The 13253-nt window shown below is 69.8% G+C and carries 13 protein-coding genes; 4 read left to right on the top strand and 9 right to left on the bottom strand.

Translation table 11 applies throughout. The features are described 5' to 3' along the window. Positions 1-47: 47 nt before the first annotated feature. Positions 48-698 carry a GNAT family N-acetyltransferase gene (locus AC1MBE_RS14485; protein WP_479779200.1) on the top strand — a complete coding sequence of 217 codons (651 nt, stop codon included), beginning with the start codon at positions 48-50 and terminating at the stop codon, positions 696-698. Positions 699-1104: 406 nt separating this feature from the next. On the opposite strand, the gene AC1MBE_RS14480 is transcribed toward AC1MBE_RS14485, so the two are convergent. Both AC1MBE_RS14480 and AC1MBE_RS14475 read right to left on the bottom strand, forming a co-directional pair. Continuing rightward, complete coding sequence (locus AC1MBE_RS14480; protein WP_479779199.1) at positions 1105-2547, bottom strand: PhoH family protein; 1443 nt, start codon at positions 2545-2547, stop codon at positions 1105-1107. Between the two features lie 235 nt (positions 2548-2782). Continuing rightward, positions 2783-3544, bottom strand: a complete 762-nt coding sequence (locus tag AC1MBE_RS14475; RefSeq protein WP_479782627.1) for an isoprenyl transferase — start codon at positions 3542-3544, stop codon at positions 2783-2785. 154 nt (positions 3545-3698) lie between these two features. On the opposite strand from AC1MBE_RS14475, the gene trhA reads away from it, so the two are divergent. Then, on the top strand, positions 3699-4442 hold the full coding sequence (trhA, locus tag AC1MBE_RS14470) for a PAQR family membrane homeostasis protein TrhA (RefSeq protein ID WP_479779198.1): 744 nt from the start codon (positions 3699-3701) through the stop codon (positions 4440-4442). 36 nt (positions 4443-4478) lie between these two features. Here trhA and AC1MBE_RS14465 read toward each other — a convergent pair whose 3' ends face one another. From AC1MBE_RS14465 to mca, 4 genes are all read right to left on the bottom strand, one after another. Next, positions 4479-5156 (bottom strand): HAD family hydrolase, encoded by a 678-nt coding sequence (locus tag AC1MBE_RS14465; RefSeq protein ID WP_479779197.1) that lies wholly within the window; start codon positions 5154-5156, stop codon positions 4479-4481. Continuing rightward, positions 5153-7381: a thioredoxin domain-containing protein gene (locus tag AC1MBE_RS14460; protein WP_479779196.1), complete on the bottom strand. Its 2229-nt coding sequence runs from the start codon at positions 7379-7381 to the stop codon at positions 5153-5155. The genes AC1MBE_RS14465 and AC1MBE_RS14460 overlap by 4 nt, the downstream gene beginning before the upstream one ends. After that, positions 7356-7724 carry a hypothetical protein gene (locus tag AC1MBE_RS14455; protein ID WP_479779195.1) on the bottom strand — a complete coding sequence of 123 codons (369 nt, stop codon included), beginning with the start codon at positions 7722-7724 and terminating at the stop codon, positions 7356-7358. The genes AC1MBE_RS14460 and AC1MBE_RS14455 overlap by 26 nt, the downstream gene beginning before the upstream one ends. A gap of 81 nt (positions 7725-7805) precedes the next feature. Beyond that, entirely contained in the window at positions 7806-8711 is a 906-nt protein-coding gene (gene mca, locus AC1MBE_RS14450; protein ID WP_479779194.1) for a mycothiol conjugate amidase Mca, read from the bottom strand. Between the two features lie 96 nt (positions 8712-8807). On the opposite strand from mca, the gene AC1MBE_RS14445 reads away from it, so the two are divergent. After that, on the top strand, positions 8808-9266 hold the full coding sequence (locus tag AC1MBE_RS14445) for a DUF4307 domain-containing protein (RefSeq protein ID WP_479779193.1): 459 nt from the start codon (positions 8808-8810) through the stop codon (positions 9264-9266). Positions 9267-9502: 236 nt separating this feature from the next. Then, complete coding sequence (greA, locus tag AC1MBE_RS14440) at positions 9503-9997, top strand: transcription elongation factor GreA (RefSeq protein WP_346959484.1); 495 nt, start codon at positions 9503-9505, stop codon at positions 9995-9997. A gap of 60 nt (positions 9998-10057) precedes the next feature. Here greA and AC1MBE_RS14435 read toward each other — a convergent pair whose 3' ends face one another. From AC1MBE_RS14435 to AC1MBE_RS14425, 3 genes are read right to left on the bottom strand one after another with little or no spacing between them, the layout of a single operon-like run. Then, positions 10058-10651, bottom strand: coding sequence for a rhomboid family intramembrane serine protease (locus tag AC1MBE_RS14435; RefSeq protein ID WP_479779192.1), 594 nt, complete (start codon positions 10649-10651; stop codon positions 10058-10060). A 9-nt stretch (positions 10652-10660) separates the two neighbouring features. Continuing rightward, positions 10661-11899: a threonine ammonia-lyase gene (gene ilvA, locus AC1MBE_RS14430; protein ID WP_479779191.1), complete on the bottom strand. Its 1239-nt coding sequence runs from the start codon at positions 11897-11899 to the stop codon at positions 10661-10663. Between the two features lie 3 nt (positions 11900-11902). Further along, on the bottom strand, positions 11903-13246 hold the full coding sequence (locus AC1MBE_RS14425) for an AI-2E family transporter (protein WP_479779190.1): 1344 nt from the start codon (positions 13244-13246) through the stop codon (positions 11903-11905). Positions 13247-13253: the final 7 nt, after the last annotated feature.

The following is a 13253-nucleotide window of genomic DNA, read 5'->3' as shown; positions in this document are numbered from 1 at the left end:
GGCGTGTGTGACTGGCGGCCGCGCGGACGCGGCGCTAGGCTTCCGGGATGACTTCCCCGGACTCCTGCTGGCCACCGTTCGCCCTCACGCTGACCACGCCCCGCCTGACGCTGCGGCCCATCCGGGATGAGGACATCCCGGCGGCGGTGCAGGCGGCCCTGGACGGCGTCCACGAACCCGGCCGCAGCCCGTTCAGCCGGCCCTGGGCGGAAATGCCGGTCGAGGAGCTGGGCCCAAACATGGCGCAATGGTACTGGCGCTGCCGCGGGAATATGTCGCCGCAGGAATGGACCCTGCTGCTCGGCATCTGGCACGACGGCGAGTTCATCGGCTGCCAGGACGTCGAAGCCAAGGACTTCGCCACCTTAAAGACGGTCAGCACCGGCTCCTGGCTCACCCGCAGCGCGCAGGGCCAGGGACTGGGCAAGGAAATGCGCGCCGCCGTCGCCCTCTACGCCTTTGACTGGCTCGGCGCCGAAGTCGCCGAATCCGAGGCGGCCGCCTGGAACCAGCAGTCCCTCGGTGTCTCCCGCTCCCTCGGCTACGAGCTCAATGGAACCACCCGCGCCAACTGGGGCGGCAAACGCCAGGACTCCCAGCGGGTCCGCCTCACCCCCGCCACCTTCAAACGCCCCGACTGGACCCTGGACGTCCAAGGCCACGACCCCACCGCCAAATACCTGGGGATCGAACCGTAGGACCCCGCAAGCGGGGCCACGGCGTCCCGCCGTCGCTTAGACACCTCCCGTCGCTGCGCTGCGGTCGCTGGGCGACCTTCGCTTCGCTCTGGTCGGCGATGCGCTCCTACGCGGGACACCGCGTCCCCGCGACGGTGACGAACGCACACGCCGCGCCGCGGGCCCTCGCCAATAGGCGCCGTTCGAACCCGCCGCGCCGCGGCTCCTTCGCGTAGTCGCGCATCGCGACGCTTGCCGCCCCGAAGGTCGCCCAGCGACCGAAGCGGGTGGCAACCGTCGTGTCTAAGCGACGGCGAAGGGGCCGTGGCCGGCGAACCCAACCACGGCGAACCAGACCACGGCGAAGGGGCCGTGGCCGGCGAACCCCACCACGGCCCCCACAGTAGGCGAGCCGAAGAAAGCCGACCTAGATCTCAGCCCCCTCGAGCATGTCCGTCACCAACGCAGCGATCGGCGAGCGCTCGGAGCGGGTGAGGGTGATGTGGCCGAAGAGCGGGTGGCCCTTGAGGGTCTCGACGACGGCCGCCACGCCGTCGTGCCGTCCGACCCGCAGGTTGTCGCGCTGGGCGACGTCGTGGGTCAGGACGATTTTGGAGTTCTGGCCGATCCGGCTCATCACCGTGAGCAGCACGTTCTTTTCGAGCGACTGCGCCTCGTCCACGATCACGAAGGCGTCGTGGAGTGAACGGCCGCGGATGTGCGTGAGCGGCATGACCTCCAGCATGCCGCGCTCCATCACCTCTTCGACCACTTCCTGGCTCACCAGCGCGCCCAGCGTGTCGAAGACGGCCTGGGCCCAGGGGTTCATCTTCTCGGACTCGGAGCCGGGCAGGTAGCCGAGTTCCTGGCCGCCGACCGCGTAGAGCGGCCGGAAAACGATCACCTTGCGGTGCTCCCGGCGTTCCAGGACGGCTTCGAGGCCGGCGCACAGGGCCAGGGCGGACTTGCCGGTGCCGGCCCGGCCGCCGAGGGACACGATGCCCACGGACGGGTCCATCAGGAGGTCGATCGCGAGCCGCTGCTCGGCCGAGCGTCCGTGCAGGCCGAAGACGTCCCGGTCGCCCTTGACCAGGCGGACCTGCTTGTCGGCTCCGACGCGGCCCAGGGCGGAGCCGCGGTTGGAGAGCAGCACCAGGCCGGTGTTCACCGGAAGTTCGGCCGCGGCGGGGATGAAGACGGGTTCGTGGCCGTAGAGGGTGGCGACTTCGTCCTCGGCGGCGTCGATCTCCGCGATGCCGGTCCAGCCGGAATCCTTGACCAGCTCGTTGCGGTATTCGTCGGCGAGCAGCCCCATGGCGGACGCCTTGACCCGCATCGGCAAATCCTTGGACACCACGGTCACGTCGCGGCCCTCGTTGGCGAGGTTCTTGGCGACGGCGAGGATCCGGCTGTCGTTGTCACCGCCGCGGAATCCGGCCGGCAGCACCTCGGCGGAGATGTGGTTCATCTCGACCATCAGTGTGCCGCCGTCGTTGCCCAGCGGGATGGCACGGTCCAGGCCGCCATGCTCCACGCGGAGGTCATCGAGCAGGCGCAGCGCCTTTCGGGCGAAGTAGCCCAGTTCGGGGTCGTGCCGTTTGCTTTCAAGCTCGGTGATGACGACGATCGGCACGATGACTTCGTGCTCGGCGAAGCGCAGCAGCGCCCGCGGGTCGGAGAGCAAAACGGAGGTGTCGATGACGTAGCTTCGGGCGGTCTCCCGGCTTGCTGTTCCTTCCCCGGAAACAGCAAGACCGGCGGCAGCGTCGGAATGCGCTGCGCCGGTCTTGGAAGTGGCTCGCTTGGCGCGAGAGGTAGCTTTCTTGCCCTGGTCGGAAATGACGCCGGGCAGTTCTGCAGAAATAGCCACATCGACTCCAGCCCCGGGCCGCTGGCCCGGAATTGTTATTGGTGAGGCGGCTCGGCCTCGAGGCCGGACGCGGCCTCCCATACATTCGGTGCGAACTTCCGCTCCATGTACTGGCCTCCCCGATCAGCCGGCGGTTTGCCCGCTGATGGGATTAACGTACGTCCACGGCCCGCGCATTGCCGGTCTATTTTTCGGCGATTCTTGAAGACATCAGGTGAAGCCCGGATGAACTGCTTCAGGACCCGAAGCGGCGCTGCCGGCCGGCGTAGTCGCGCAGCGCGCGGAGGAAGTCCACCTTGCGGAACGCCGGCCACAGAGCCTCGCAGAAGTAGAACTCGCTGTAGGCGCTTTGCCACATCAGGAAGCCGGACAGCCGCTGCTCCCCGGAGGTGCGGATCACGAGGTCGGGATCGGGCTGGCCGCGGGTGTAGAGGAAGCGGGAAATATCGTCGACGCTGAGTTCGTCGGCCAGCTTGCCGATGTCGGCGCCGCGGGCGACGGCGTCGTGCAGCAGTTCGCGGACGGCGTCGACGATCTCCCGGCGGCCGCCGTAGCCGACGGCGACGTTGACGTGGATCTTTTCGTGTACGGGCGTACGGGCGGTGAGTTTGTGCAGCCGCTCGGCGAGGTAGTCCGGCAGCAGCTCCGGGGCGCCCATGGCGTGGACCGAGATGTCGGCGTCCTCGTCGAGGCGGTCCAGGGTGTTGGCGATGATGCCCATCAGCAGGTCCAGCTCTTCGCCGGAACGGTTCATGTTGTCCGTGGAGAGCATGTACAGCGTGACGACTTTGATCCCGAGCTCCTGGCACCAGCCGAGGAACTCGTGGATCTTGTCCGCTCCGGCCTGGTGGCCCTGGCTGGTGGGGGCGTTGAACTGCCGGGCCCAGCGCCGGTTGCCGTCGACCATCACGCCGATGTGCTTGGGGACGCGCTCCGGGTCCAGGGACCGCTGGAGGCTGCGCTCGTAGAAGCCATACAGGAACCCGGGCAGTTCCATCCGGAGATTCACCTGGCTTCCTTGAGGTCTGACGGCAGTGCATTCCTAGGCTACCCGCCGGACGGCTCCTCCCGCGCGCACCCCGGCCGCGATTCATGCCCGCCAGCTTTGCTACTCACCGGTAACTTACCGCACCGTAGGTTATTATGGCGGGATGGAGAGCACCAGTCCCGAGCCCGGACCCGGACGGTCCGCGGACAGCGGCACCGGCCCGGCGCGCCGCGACAACAGCCCGGTGGACGACGCAGCCGCCAGGATCGCCGAGCTCCTGATGATCAAGCCGAAATGGCGGGGCTGGATCCACACCGTCACCGCGCCGCTGGCCTTCGCCGCGGGCCTGGTGCTGGTGCTCCTGGCCCCCACCACGGAGTTGAAAATCGCCTCGGCGGTCTATGCCCTCACGGGTGTGCTGCTCTTCGGGGTCAGCGCCGTCTACCACCGCGGAAACTGGTCCCCCGGCGTGAAGATCGTGCTGAAGCGGTTGGACCACACGAACATCATGCTGGTCATCGCCGGCAGCTACACACCGCTGGCGTGGGCGCTCCTGGCCCGGCCCACCGCCGTCGTCCTGCTGTGGGTGATCTGGTCCGGCGCGGTGCTGGGCGTACTCTTCCGCCTGCTCTGGACACATGCGCCGCGCTGGCTTTACGTGCCGATCTACATCGCCTTGGGCTGCGGCGCCCTGTTCTACCTGCCGGATTTCTTCGCCGCCAGCGTTCCCGCCGCGGTGCTCATCTGCGTCGGCGGCGCCCTCTACATTGCCGGCGCCGTTTTCTACGCGCTAAAGAAGCCGAACTTCAGCTACGAGCATTTCGGCTTCCACGAGCTTTTCCACGCCTTTACCGTCTTCGCCTTTGCCGCCCACTACATCGCGATCGCGATCGCCGTCCTCGGCTGACCCGCCCTCCGCCCGCTGTTCCCGTCGGCTGACCGTTCAGTCCGGCCGGCCAGCGGCGATGAGCTCCGGGAGCTGGCGCATGTCGTGGAAGACCGTGGTGCCGGGGCCGGCCAGCCGTTTCGCCGGCGTCACGCCGCCCGCGTAGGCGAACACTTGCATCCCCGCGGCCCGCGCGGCCTGCACGCCGTAGGCGCTGTCCTCGACGACGGCGCAGCGGTGCGGCGCCGTCCCGAGCGTCCCGGCCGCGTGCAGGAAGAGGTCCGGGGCGGGTTTGCCGTTGGCGACTTCGGTGGCGCTGAAGATGCGGCCGGCGAAGCGGTGCAGCAGGCCGGTCCGGCCCAGGGTGCGCTGCATCTTGGCGTGGCTGCCGCTGGAGGCGACGCAGTGCGGAAGCCGGATCCGGTCCAGGGCCTCCTCCACGCCGTCGACGGCCGTGAGGTCCCGCTCAAAGGCCTCGTGGTACCACGGCTGGTAGCTCCGGTCCCAGCCTTCAGCCAGTTCGATGCCCAACTGCCGTTCCACAGTGGCGATGAAGTTGGCCTCACTCCGGCCGACGAAGCGCCGCACGATCTCCTCGATCTCCAGCTCCCAACCGAGATCGGCCAGCACCCGCTGGTCCACCCGGACGGAGATCACCTCGGAGTCCACCAGGACGCCGTCGCAGTCGAACACCACCAGTTCAAAGGGGTCCGGGACCACCGGCACAGAAGTCATTCAGCCATGCTAGCCAGCCGGTCCCGGAGCGCCGCGACAGAACCCGCCGGAAGCGTGCACACCATGCCGCGGCACAGGTAGGCCAGCGGCGCCCCGTCCGGCGCCGCCGCCCGCCCCCGCAGCAGGGGCACCTGCGCATCATCGACGTCGGCGGCCGGGTCCTGGAGCGCGATCACCAGCCCCGGGCTGGGCGAGTGCAGCAGCGCGCGGTGCAGCGCCCTCCGCTCCGGCGTGTCGGCTCCGACGACGGCGGCCTCCACCGGGCCCGCCAGCGCGGCCTCCGCCGTGGCCAGCAGCCACCCTGCCACCCGGGGTGCGTTGGTGGCCAGCGGCGGCAGCAGGGACAGGATGTTGCCGGCCATGGCCCGGCGATCCGCGGATCCGGACAGCGCGGCAGAGGACAGCAGGACCCCGGCAAACGCGGCCGCGCCGCTGGGGGCGGCGTTGTCGAAGGGATCCATTCCGGCCCGGCCGCCCTGCGCGTTGAGGACCTGCGCCGATTCCCCGGCGGCGTCGCGCAGCGCCCCGCCGGCGGCAAACCGAGAGCAGGCCGCAGCCACGATGGCGTCGGCGAGGGCATACCAGCGGGTCCGCCCGGAGACGGCGTAGAGGGCGAACAAGCCCTCCGCGCAGAAGGCGTAGTCCTCCAGCAGGCCGCCGATCCCGCGGGCGGCGCCGTCGTGGGAGACCCGGACCAGCCGGCCGGGCTCCGCTCCGGGCCCGGGCCTCCAGTGCACCCGCTCGAGGTAGCCGGCGATCCCTTCGGCGGCGGCCACCAGTTCGGGCCGGTCCAGCACGGCGCCGGCCTCGGCCAGGGCCGCGACGGCCAGGCCGTTCCAGCCGGCCACCACTTTGTCGTCCCGGGCAGGCTGCGGCCGCGCCGCGCGGGCCTGGCGCAGCACGGGCCGCACCCGCCGCCACAACCCGGTTTCCGGGCCGTCCAGCGCGCGGCCGGGATGCAGCGGCGAACCGGCGTCGGAGACGGTGCCTGCGTCGCGGACATGCATCAGCCGGGCCACGGCCGGGCCGTCGTCCGGTCCCAGCAGCGCCGTCAGTTCCGCGGGGGTCCACAGATAGCTGGCACCCTCGGAGTGTTCCCCGTCCACCACGGTGTCCGCATCGAGGGAGGACGCCAGCGCCGCGGCGCCGCCGGCACTGCCCCGGGCCACCGGGGACTCCGTGGCCACCTGGGACTCCGTGGCTACCGGGGACTCCGCGAGCCCCAGCGAGGACAGCATCCAGTCCGCGGTGCTGCCGGCGACGGCGGCGGCCTCCCCGGCCGGGTAGCCGTCCGTGCCGCCCAGCCGCACCCAGTGGGTGTAGCAGCGCAGCAGCTGGGCGTTGTCATAAAGCATCTTTTCGAAGTGCGGGACGGACCAGTCGCGGGTCACGGAGTAGCGGGCGAAGCCGCCGTCGAGCTGGTCGAACAGGGCCGAACGCGCCATCGCCGCGAGCGTGCGGCCGGCCAGGTCCGCGGCCGCCGCCGCGGTCCCGGAACCCGCGGCGGCGTGCCGGATCAGGAACTCCAGGACGGCCGACGGAGGGAACTTGGGGGCGGCGCCGAATCCCCCGGCGGCATCTTCGGTTCGTGCCAGCGCACGCACCGCCTCGGAGAGCAGCGCCGGGTCAAGGGCGGGCGGGGGTGCGTCGAGCCGGACGGCGGAACCCGTCTGGGCCGTGGCGATGCCGCGCGCCAGGGACTCGGCGTTCTTTTCGAGGGCGCTGCGGCGTTCCAGCCAGGCTTCGCGGACCGCCTCCAGCACCTGGCGGAAGGAGGGACGGCCGGGCATCGGCCGGGGCGGGTAGTACGTGCCGGCGTGGAACGCGCGGCCGTCGGGCAGGAGGAAAACGGACATCGGCCAGCCGCCCTCGCCGCTGATGGCCTGGGTGGCGGTCATGTAGACGGCGTCGACGTCGGGGTGTTCCTCCCGGTCCACTTTCACGGCGACGAAATTGGTGTTCAGGAAGTCGGCGGTATCCTGGTCTTCAAAGGACTCGCGGGCCATGACGTGGCACCAGTGGCACGCCGCGTATCCGATCGAAAGGAACACCGGGACGTCGCGGGCGGCGGCGAAGGCGAAGGCTTCATCGCCGAAGGGTTGCCAGTGCACCGGGTTGCCGGCGTGCTGGCGGAGGTAGGCAGAGGGTTCCCGGCCCAGGGCGTTGGCTGCCCCGGGCCGGGCCTCGGAGGGACCGCGGTCAGCGGTTTCCGGATCCTGCGTCACCGTTGGGCTCCGGCCGGGTGTCCACCTCGCGGGCCGGCGGGCGGCCGGCAGGGCCGCCGCTTTCCGGCAGCCCGGTCAGGTCCCCGCCGACGTCGTTCAGGTCGGGGTCGTTCAGGGCGGCTTCGGCAGCGGCGCGCTCTTCCTCCACCTGGGCGCGGTACCGGACCCGGCGGATCCGGCGCACCATGTCCACGATCAGCAGCGCCGTGAGCACCACGATGAACGCGGTCAGCAGGAAGCCCAGCAGGCCCGGGGTGACCTGGTCCTGGTTGAGCCCCGGGCGCAGCGACGGCGTCGGTGTGGGCGCCGGGGATGTCGCCAAGGCGGTGAGCAAGGAATGCACGGTGGAAACCTTCTGTGGGGAACGTCTTCTGCGGGTCTTCCGATACCGCTCTTCTACGCGGCATAGAAGTCCCTGCTGGATCTATCTTAGCCCGGCGAAGAAGTCCGTTTCGGGCAGGTCCGCGGGGACCCGGGACTGGATCAGCGAGTAGTCTTCCCACGGCCAGGTCTGCCGCTGCATCGCCGGCGACACGGCGAAGAAGAACCCCTCCGGATCGATCTGGGTCCGGTGCGCGCGCAGGGCGTCGTCGCGGGCTTCAAAGAAGTCCCCGCACTCGATCTGGGTTGTGGTGGGGTGCGTGGGCGCCGGCGGGGTGTGCCCCTCGGCGTCGGCCTCCAGCCACGCCGCGAGCCGTTCGGCGTACGGCGACTGCAGCCCGGCTTCCTCCAGGGCGTAATGCAGCGCGCGGAACCGTTCGGGGCTGAAGGCCCGGTCGTAGTAGAGCTTGCTGGGTTCCCAGGCCTCGCCGGTTCCGGGGTACCGGGCCGGGTCCCCGGCGGCCTCGAACGCTTCGACGGCGACCCGGTGCGCCATGATGTGGTCCGGGTGCGGATAGCCGCCGTTCTCGTCGTAGCTGAGGATGACCTGGGGCTTGAACGCGCGGACCAGCCGGACCAGCGGCGCGGCCGCCCGCTCCAGCGGCAAGGTGGCGAACGAGCCGACGGGCAGCGGCGGCAGCGGGTCGCCTTCGGGCAGGCCGGAGTCGACGAAACCCAGCCAGCGCTGGCGGATTCCGAGGACCTTGGCCGCATTGTCCATCTCCAGCCGGCGGGCGCCCGCCATGTCCCGCTTGGGGTGCGGCGCGCTCTCCATAGCCGGGTTCTGGATGTCACCGCGAGACCCGTCGGTGCAGGTGGCCACCATCACGTCGATGCCTGAGGCTGCGTACATGGCCATGGTCGCGGCGCCCTTGCTCGACTCGTCGTCGGGGTGCGCGTGGACGGCGAGCAGCCGAAGCGGGGCTGACGGGCTGGGGGACGCTGTCATCGTGGGACGGCTCCTCTTTCTTCTGCGGGTTCGGTGCTGGACGGGCGGAACAGCGGTGCGGCGACTCCCCCGCCCGATCCACACTAAACTGGACTGGTGACTTCCGAGGAGCAGCCCGCCGCGCCCGCGCCGGCATCTACCAGCCTAGCCAATCGCTACGGCGGCCAAAAGCGCGTGCTGGGCGGCCGGACGAAGCGGAACATCCTGATCGCTGCCCTCGCGGCCGGGATTGGCCTGATGGCCTGGATTTCGACGTCGGCGGCCACGGAATCCGTCAGCTTCAAGGACATCGGCTACAGCACCCCCGACGCCACCGTGGCCGAGGTCGATTTCCAGGTCACCAAGAATCCGGAAACGGCGGCCAAGTGCGCCGTCAAGGCCCTGGATGCCAAGTTCGCCGTCGTCGGCTGGAAAGTCGTCGACGTCGGCCCCCACGCCGCCGATGCCGGCACCGACGGCGGCCGCACCACCGTGCACCGGGTGAGCGTGCGCACCGAATCGCAGTCCGTGTCCGCCGTCGTCGACAACTGCTGGATTCCGGACGCCGCCAAGTAGCCGTCCGCCGGCAGGAGCCCGGGCCGCACCGGGCCGGCCGCCGGGGTCCGGGAGCGAGCCCTGGCGTAACACGGTGTGATCTGCGCCGCAGGGGTTCTTGGGTTTATCCACAGCATTGACTACAATGGATCAATACCTCTACCCCGCTGAGCTGGTTACTGAGATCCATAAGTGGCCACCGTGGCGGGGTCTTTGCTTGTTTGACCAGCTTGTTTGACCACCAAAAGGAGAAGTCCGTGTCGACCACCAACAGCGCAACTGCAGCTTGGCTTACCCAGGAAGCTTTTGACCGCCTGAAGGCAGAGCTGGACCACCTCTCCGGCGCCGGCCGTGCAGACATCGTTCAGAAGATCGAAGCTGCCCGCCAGGAAGGCGACCTCAAGGAGAACGGCGGCTACCACGCGGCCAAGGAAGAGCAGGGCAAGATCGAGGCCCGCATCCGCCAGCTGACCGTACTGCTCCGCGATGCGCACGTGGGCGAAGCCGCTGCCGACGACGGAATCGTCGAGCCGGGCATGATAGTCGTGGCCAAGATCGCCGGGGACGAAGAGACGTTCCTGCTGGGCTCCCGCGAAATCGCCGGCGACTCGGACCTGGACGTTTTCAGCGAGAAGTCCCCGCTGGGTTCCGCCATCGTCGGCCATAAGGAAGGCGACAAGCTCAGCTACACCGCCCCGAACGGCAAGGACATCACCGTGGAGATCATCTCCGCGAAGCCGTACGTCGGCTAAGTGCAGCAGCGCACGACGCCGGCCCTCCCCTGCAGCGGGAGGGCCGGCGTCGGCATTTAACTAGCGTCTGCGGCGCAGCAGCAGGGCCGCGATCACGCCGCCGGCGGCCCCGCCCAGATGGGCCTGCCAGGAGACGTAGCCCGCCACGATGGGCAGCAAACCGAAGAGGATGCCGCCGTAGGCCAGGAAGAGCACCACGGACAGCAGGATCTGGCCCCAGTGGCGGTTGAAGAAGCCTCGCACCAGCAGGAACGCGAAGAGCCCGAAGACCAGCCCGGACGCCCCCACCGTGATGTTGTGGCCGCCGATCAGCCAGACCGTCGCGCCCGAGCCCACCCAGCTTGAGGCCAGCGCCGTCGCAAAGACCCGCACCCCGGACAGGAAGACCAGGAAGCCGAAGATGATCAGCGGCAGGGTGTTGGAGAGCAGGTGGGCCAGGTTGGCGTGCAGCAACGGAAACGTCACGATGTCCAGCAGCCCGTCGGCGGAGCGCGGGCGCAGCCCGAAGGTGCCGTTCAGCGAGTGCAGCAGCAGGGTATTGAGGATCTCGATCGCGTAGAGCAGCAGCACAAAGGAGCCCACCACCAGCAGGCCCTGCCGTGCCCGGGCCGCAGGGGTGTCACAGCGCCGTTCTCCTGGGGACGCTTCGAGCACGGCGGCCGCCTAGTGCACCACGATCGGCTGGAAACCCTCGGCCCGGAGCGCGCCCAGGACCTGCTCGCAGTGCTCGTGGCCCTTGGTTTCCAGGTTGACGGTGATGGACACGTCGCCCATGCTGATCGAGCCGCCCACCCGGGTGTGGTCCAGGCCGGTGACGTTGGCGTCGTTTTCGGCAATGATCCGGGCGATGGTCGCCAGCGAGCCGGGACGGTCGTCCAGCATCATCCGCACGGTCATGTAGCGTCCGGCTGCGGAGAGGCCGCGCTGGATGACCTTGAGCATCAGCATCGGGTCGATGTTGCCGCCGGAGAGCACGACGGCGACGGTTCCCGGGTTCTCGATCTTGCCTTCCATCAGCGCGGCGACGCCCACGGCGCCGGCCGGTTCGACCACCATCTTGGCCCGTTCCAGCAGGAAGATCAGCGCCCGGGCCAGCGCATCCTCGCTGACCGTGACGACGTCGTCGACCAGCTCGCGGATGATGCTGAACGGCAGCTGTCCCGGCCGGCCCACGGCGATGCCGTCGGCCATCGTGGAGACGCGTTTGAGCGGCACGAGCGCGTCCGCGGCGAGCGAGGGCGGGTAGGCGGCGGCGTTTTCGGCCTGCACGCCGATGATCCGGATCTCCCGGCCGAGTTCCTTGGCCCGGGCCTTCACGGCCACGGCGACGCCGGCCAGCAGCCCGCCGCCGCCGACGCCCATCAGGATGGTGTCCACGTTGGGGATTTGCTCGAGGATCTCCAGTCCGACGGTGCCCTGGCCGGCGACGACGTCGACGTCGTCGAACGGGTGCACAAAGACCGCACCCGTTTCGTCCGCGTAGCGCTTAGCCTCGGCGAGCGCCTCGTCCACGTTGTGGCCGTGCAGCACCACCTCGGCGCCGTGGCTGCGCGTCGCGGCGAGCTTGGGCAGGGCGACGCCCAGCGGCATGTAGATGCGGGCCTTGATGCCGAGGGCCTTCGCGGCGACGGCCACGCCCTGGGCGTGGTTGCCGGCCGAGGCGGCGACGACGCCGCGCTTCTTCTCCTCGGCGGAGAGCTTGGCCATCCGGACGTAGGCGCCGCGCACCTTGAAGGAGCCTGCGCGTTGCAGGTTCTCGCATTTGAAGTAGACGTCGCCGCCGGCGATGCTGCCCAGCGCCCGGGATGACTCCACCGGGGTCCGCGTAATAATCCCGTCGAGCAGCTTCTGCGCCTCCAGGACATCGTCCAGCGTGACGGGCAGGCTCTCGAGGGTATTCACGAACTAGTCTCCTTTGGGGGTTCCGGCGTCGGCGCCAGGGCGGTGGACCTCCCTGGAATCCGGGTCCTGGCCGGCGCCGGCGAGGGCAGGGGCTCCCTGCCGGCTCGCGGCTGCCAGCTCTCCATCATGTTCCCACGTTCTGGCCGCAATGTACCGAACGGCCGAGTTTGCTACGGCGAGGATCGGCACGGAGAACAGGGCGCCCGGGATGCCGGCCAGGTAGGAGCCGGCGGCGACGGACAGGATGACGGCAACCGGGTGGAGCGACACGGCCTTGCCCATCACGAGCGGCTGCAGGATGTGGCCCTCCAGCTGCTGGACCAGCAGCACGATGCCGACCATGATGAGCGCGTTGACCAGGCCGTTGGCCACCAGTGCCAGCAGCACGGCGACGGCACCGGTGACGAGTGCGCCGACCAGGGGGATGAACGAGCCGATGAACACCAGCACGCCGAGCGGCAGCGCCAGCGGCACACCGATGATCGCGGCGCCGACGCCGATCCCGACGGCGTCCACGAACGCGACGAACATCTGGATCCGGGTGTAGCTGACCATGGAGCTCCAGCCGCGCCGGCCGGCGCCGTTGACGGCCGGGCGGGCCTTCCGCGGCATCAGCCGGACCAGGAACCCCCAGATCCGGTCTCCCTCGAGCAGGAAGAAGATCGTGACGAACAAGGCGATCAGGAGCCCGGCGGCGAAGTGCCCGGCGGTGCTGCCAAAGGTCAGCGCGCCGCTGAGGATGCTGCTGCTGTTCTTCTGCAGCGCGTCGGCCCCTTCCTTGACGTAGGTGTCGATCTGGGCGGCTGTCAGGTGCAGCGGGCCGTCGGCCAGCCAGGTCTGGACCTGCTGCACGCCCTCCAGTGCCTGGCCCCAGAGCTCGCCGAAGCCGGCGGTGAGCTGGCGGCCGACCAGGGCGAGCGCGCCGGCGATGAGTCCGATGAAGCCGAGCAGGGTGATAGCGACGGCGGCGCCGTTGGGCACCCGGCGCCTGCGCAGCCAGCGGGTGACGGGGCTGAGCAGTCCGGCCAGCAGGGCGGCGACCATCACCGGGATGATGAGGAAGCTGATCTTGCTGAGCAGCCAGACGAGCACCCCGGTCACCACCAGGATCAGGCCGATCCGCCACGCCCACGACGCCGCGATCCGCACACCGTAGGGAATGTCCTCGTCAACTTCCTCGTCGCTGCGGACCCGGGAAGCCGCGGTCGGCGCAGTGTCGCGCGGACCTGCTTCCGGGGCGGCGGGCAGGCCTGCGGGGGTGCCGGCAGGCGGGGCGGAGAGCCCGGGGGCGGCATACCCGGGCAGCTCGGAGTCGGGGCGGGCGGTGGCGTCCTCAGCTGGCGTCATAGCCCAA

It is taken from the genome of Arthrobacter sp. BG5 (assembly GCF_056680155.1).
Note: the sequence above shows the minus strand (reverse complement) of the source record. Positions and strands in the feature narration are given on the sequence as shown.

Excerpts from the sequence above, each read along its gene's own strand:
- AC1MBE_RS14485 (WP_479779200.1), top strand. The coding sequence starts at position 48 with ATGACTTCCCCGGACTCCTGCTGGCCACCGTTCGCCCTCACGCTGACC.
- AC1MBE_RS14475 (WP_479782627.1), bottom strand. The coding sequence starts at position 3,544 with ATGGAACTGCCCGGGTTCCTGTATGGCTTCTACGAGCGCAGCCTCCAG.
- trhA (WP_479779198.1), top strand. The coding sequence starts at position 3,699 with ATGGAGAGCACCAGTCCCGAGCCCGGACCCGGACGGTCCGCGGACAGC.
- AC1MBE_RS14465 (WP_479779197.1), bottom strand. The coding sequence starts at position 5,156 with ATGACTTCTGTGCCGGTGGTCCCGGACCCCTTTGAACTGGTGGTGTTC.
- mca (WP_479779194.1), bottom strand. The coding sequence starts at position 8,711 with ATGACAGCGTCCCCCAGCCCGTCAGCCCCGCTTCGGCTGCTCGCCGTC.
- AC1MBE_RS14425 (WP_479779190.1), bottom strand. The coding sequence starts at position 13,246 with ATGACGCCAGCTGAGGACGCCACCGCCCGCCCCGACTCCGAGCTGCCC.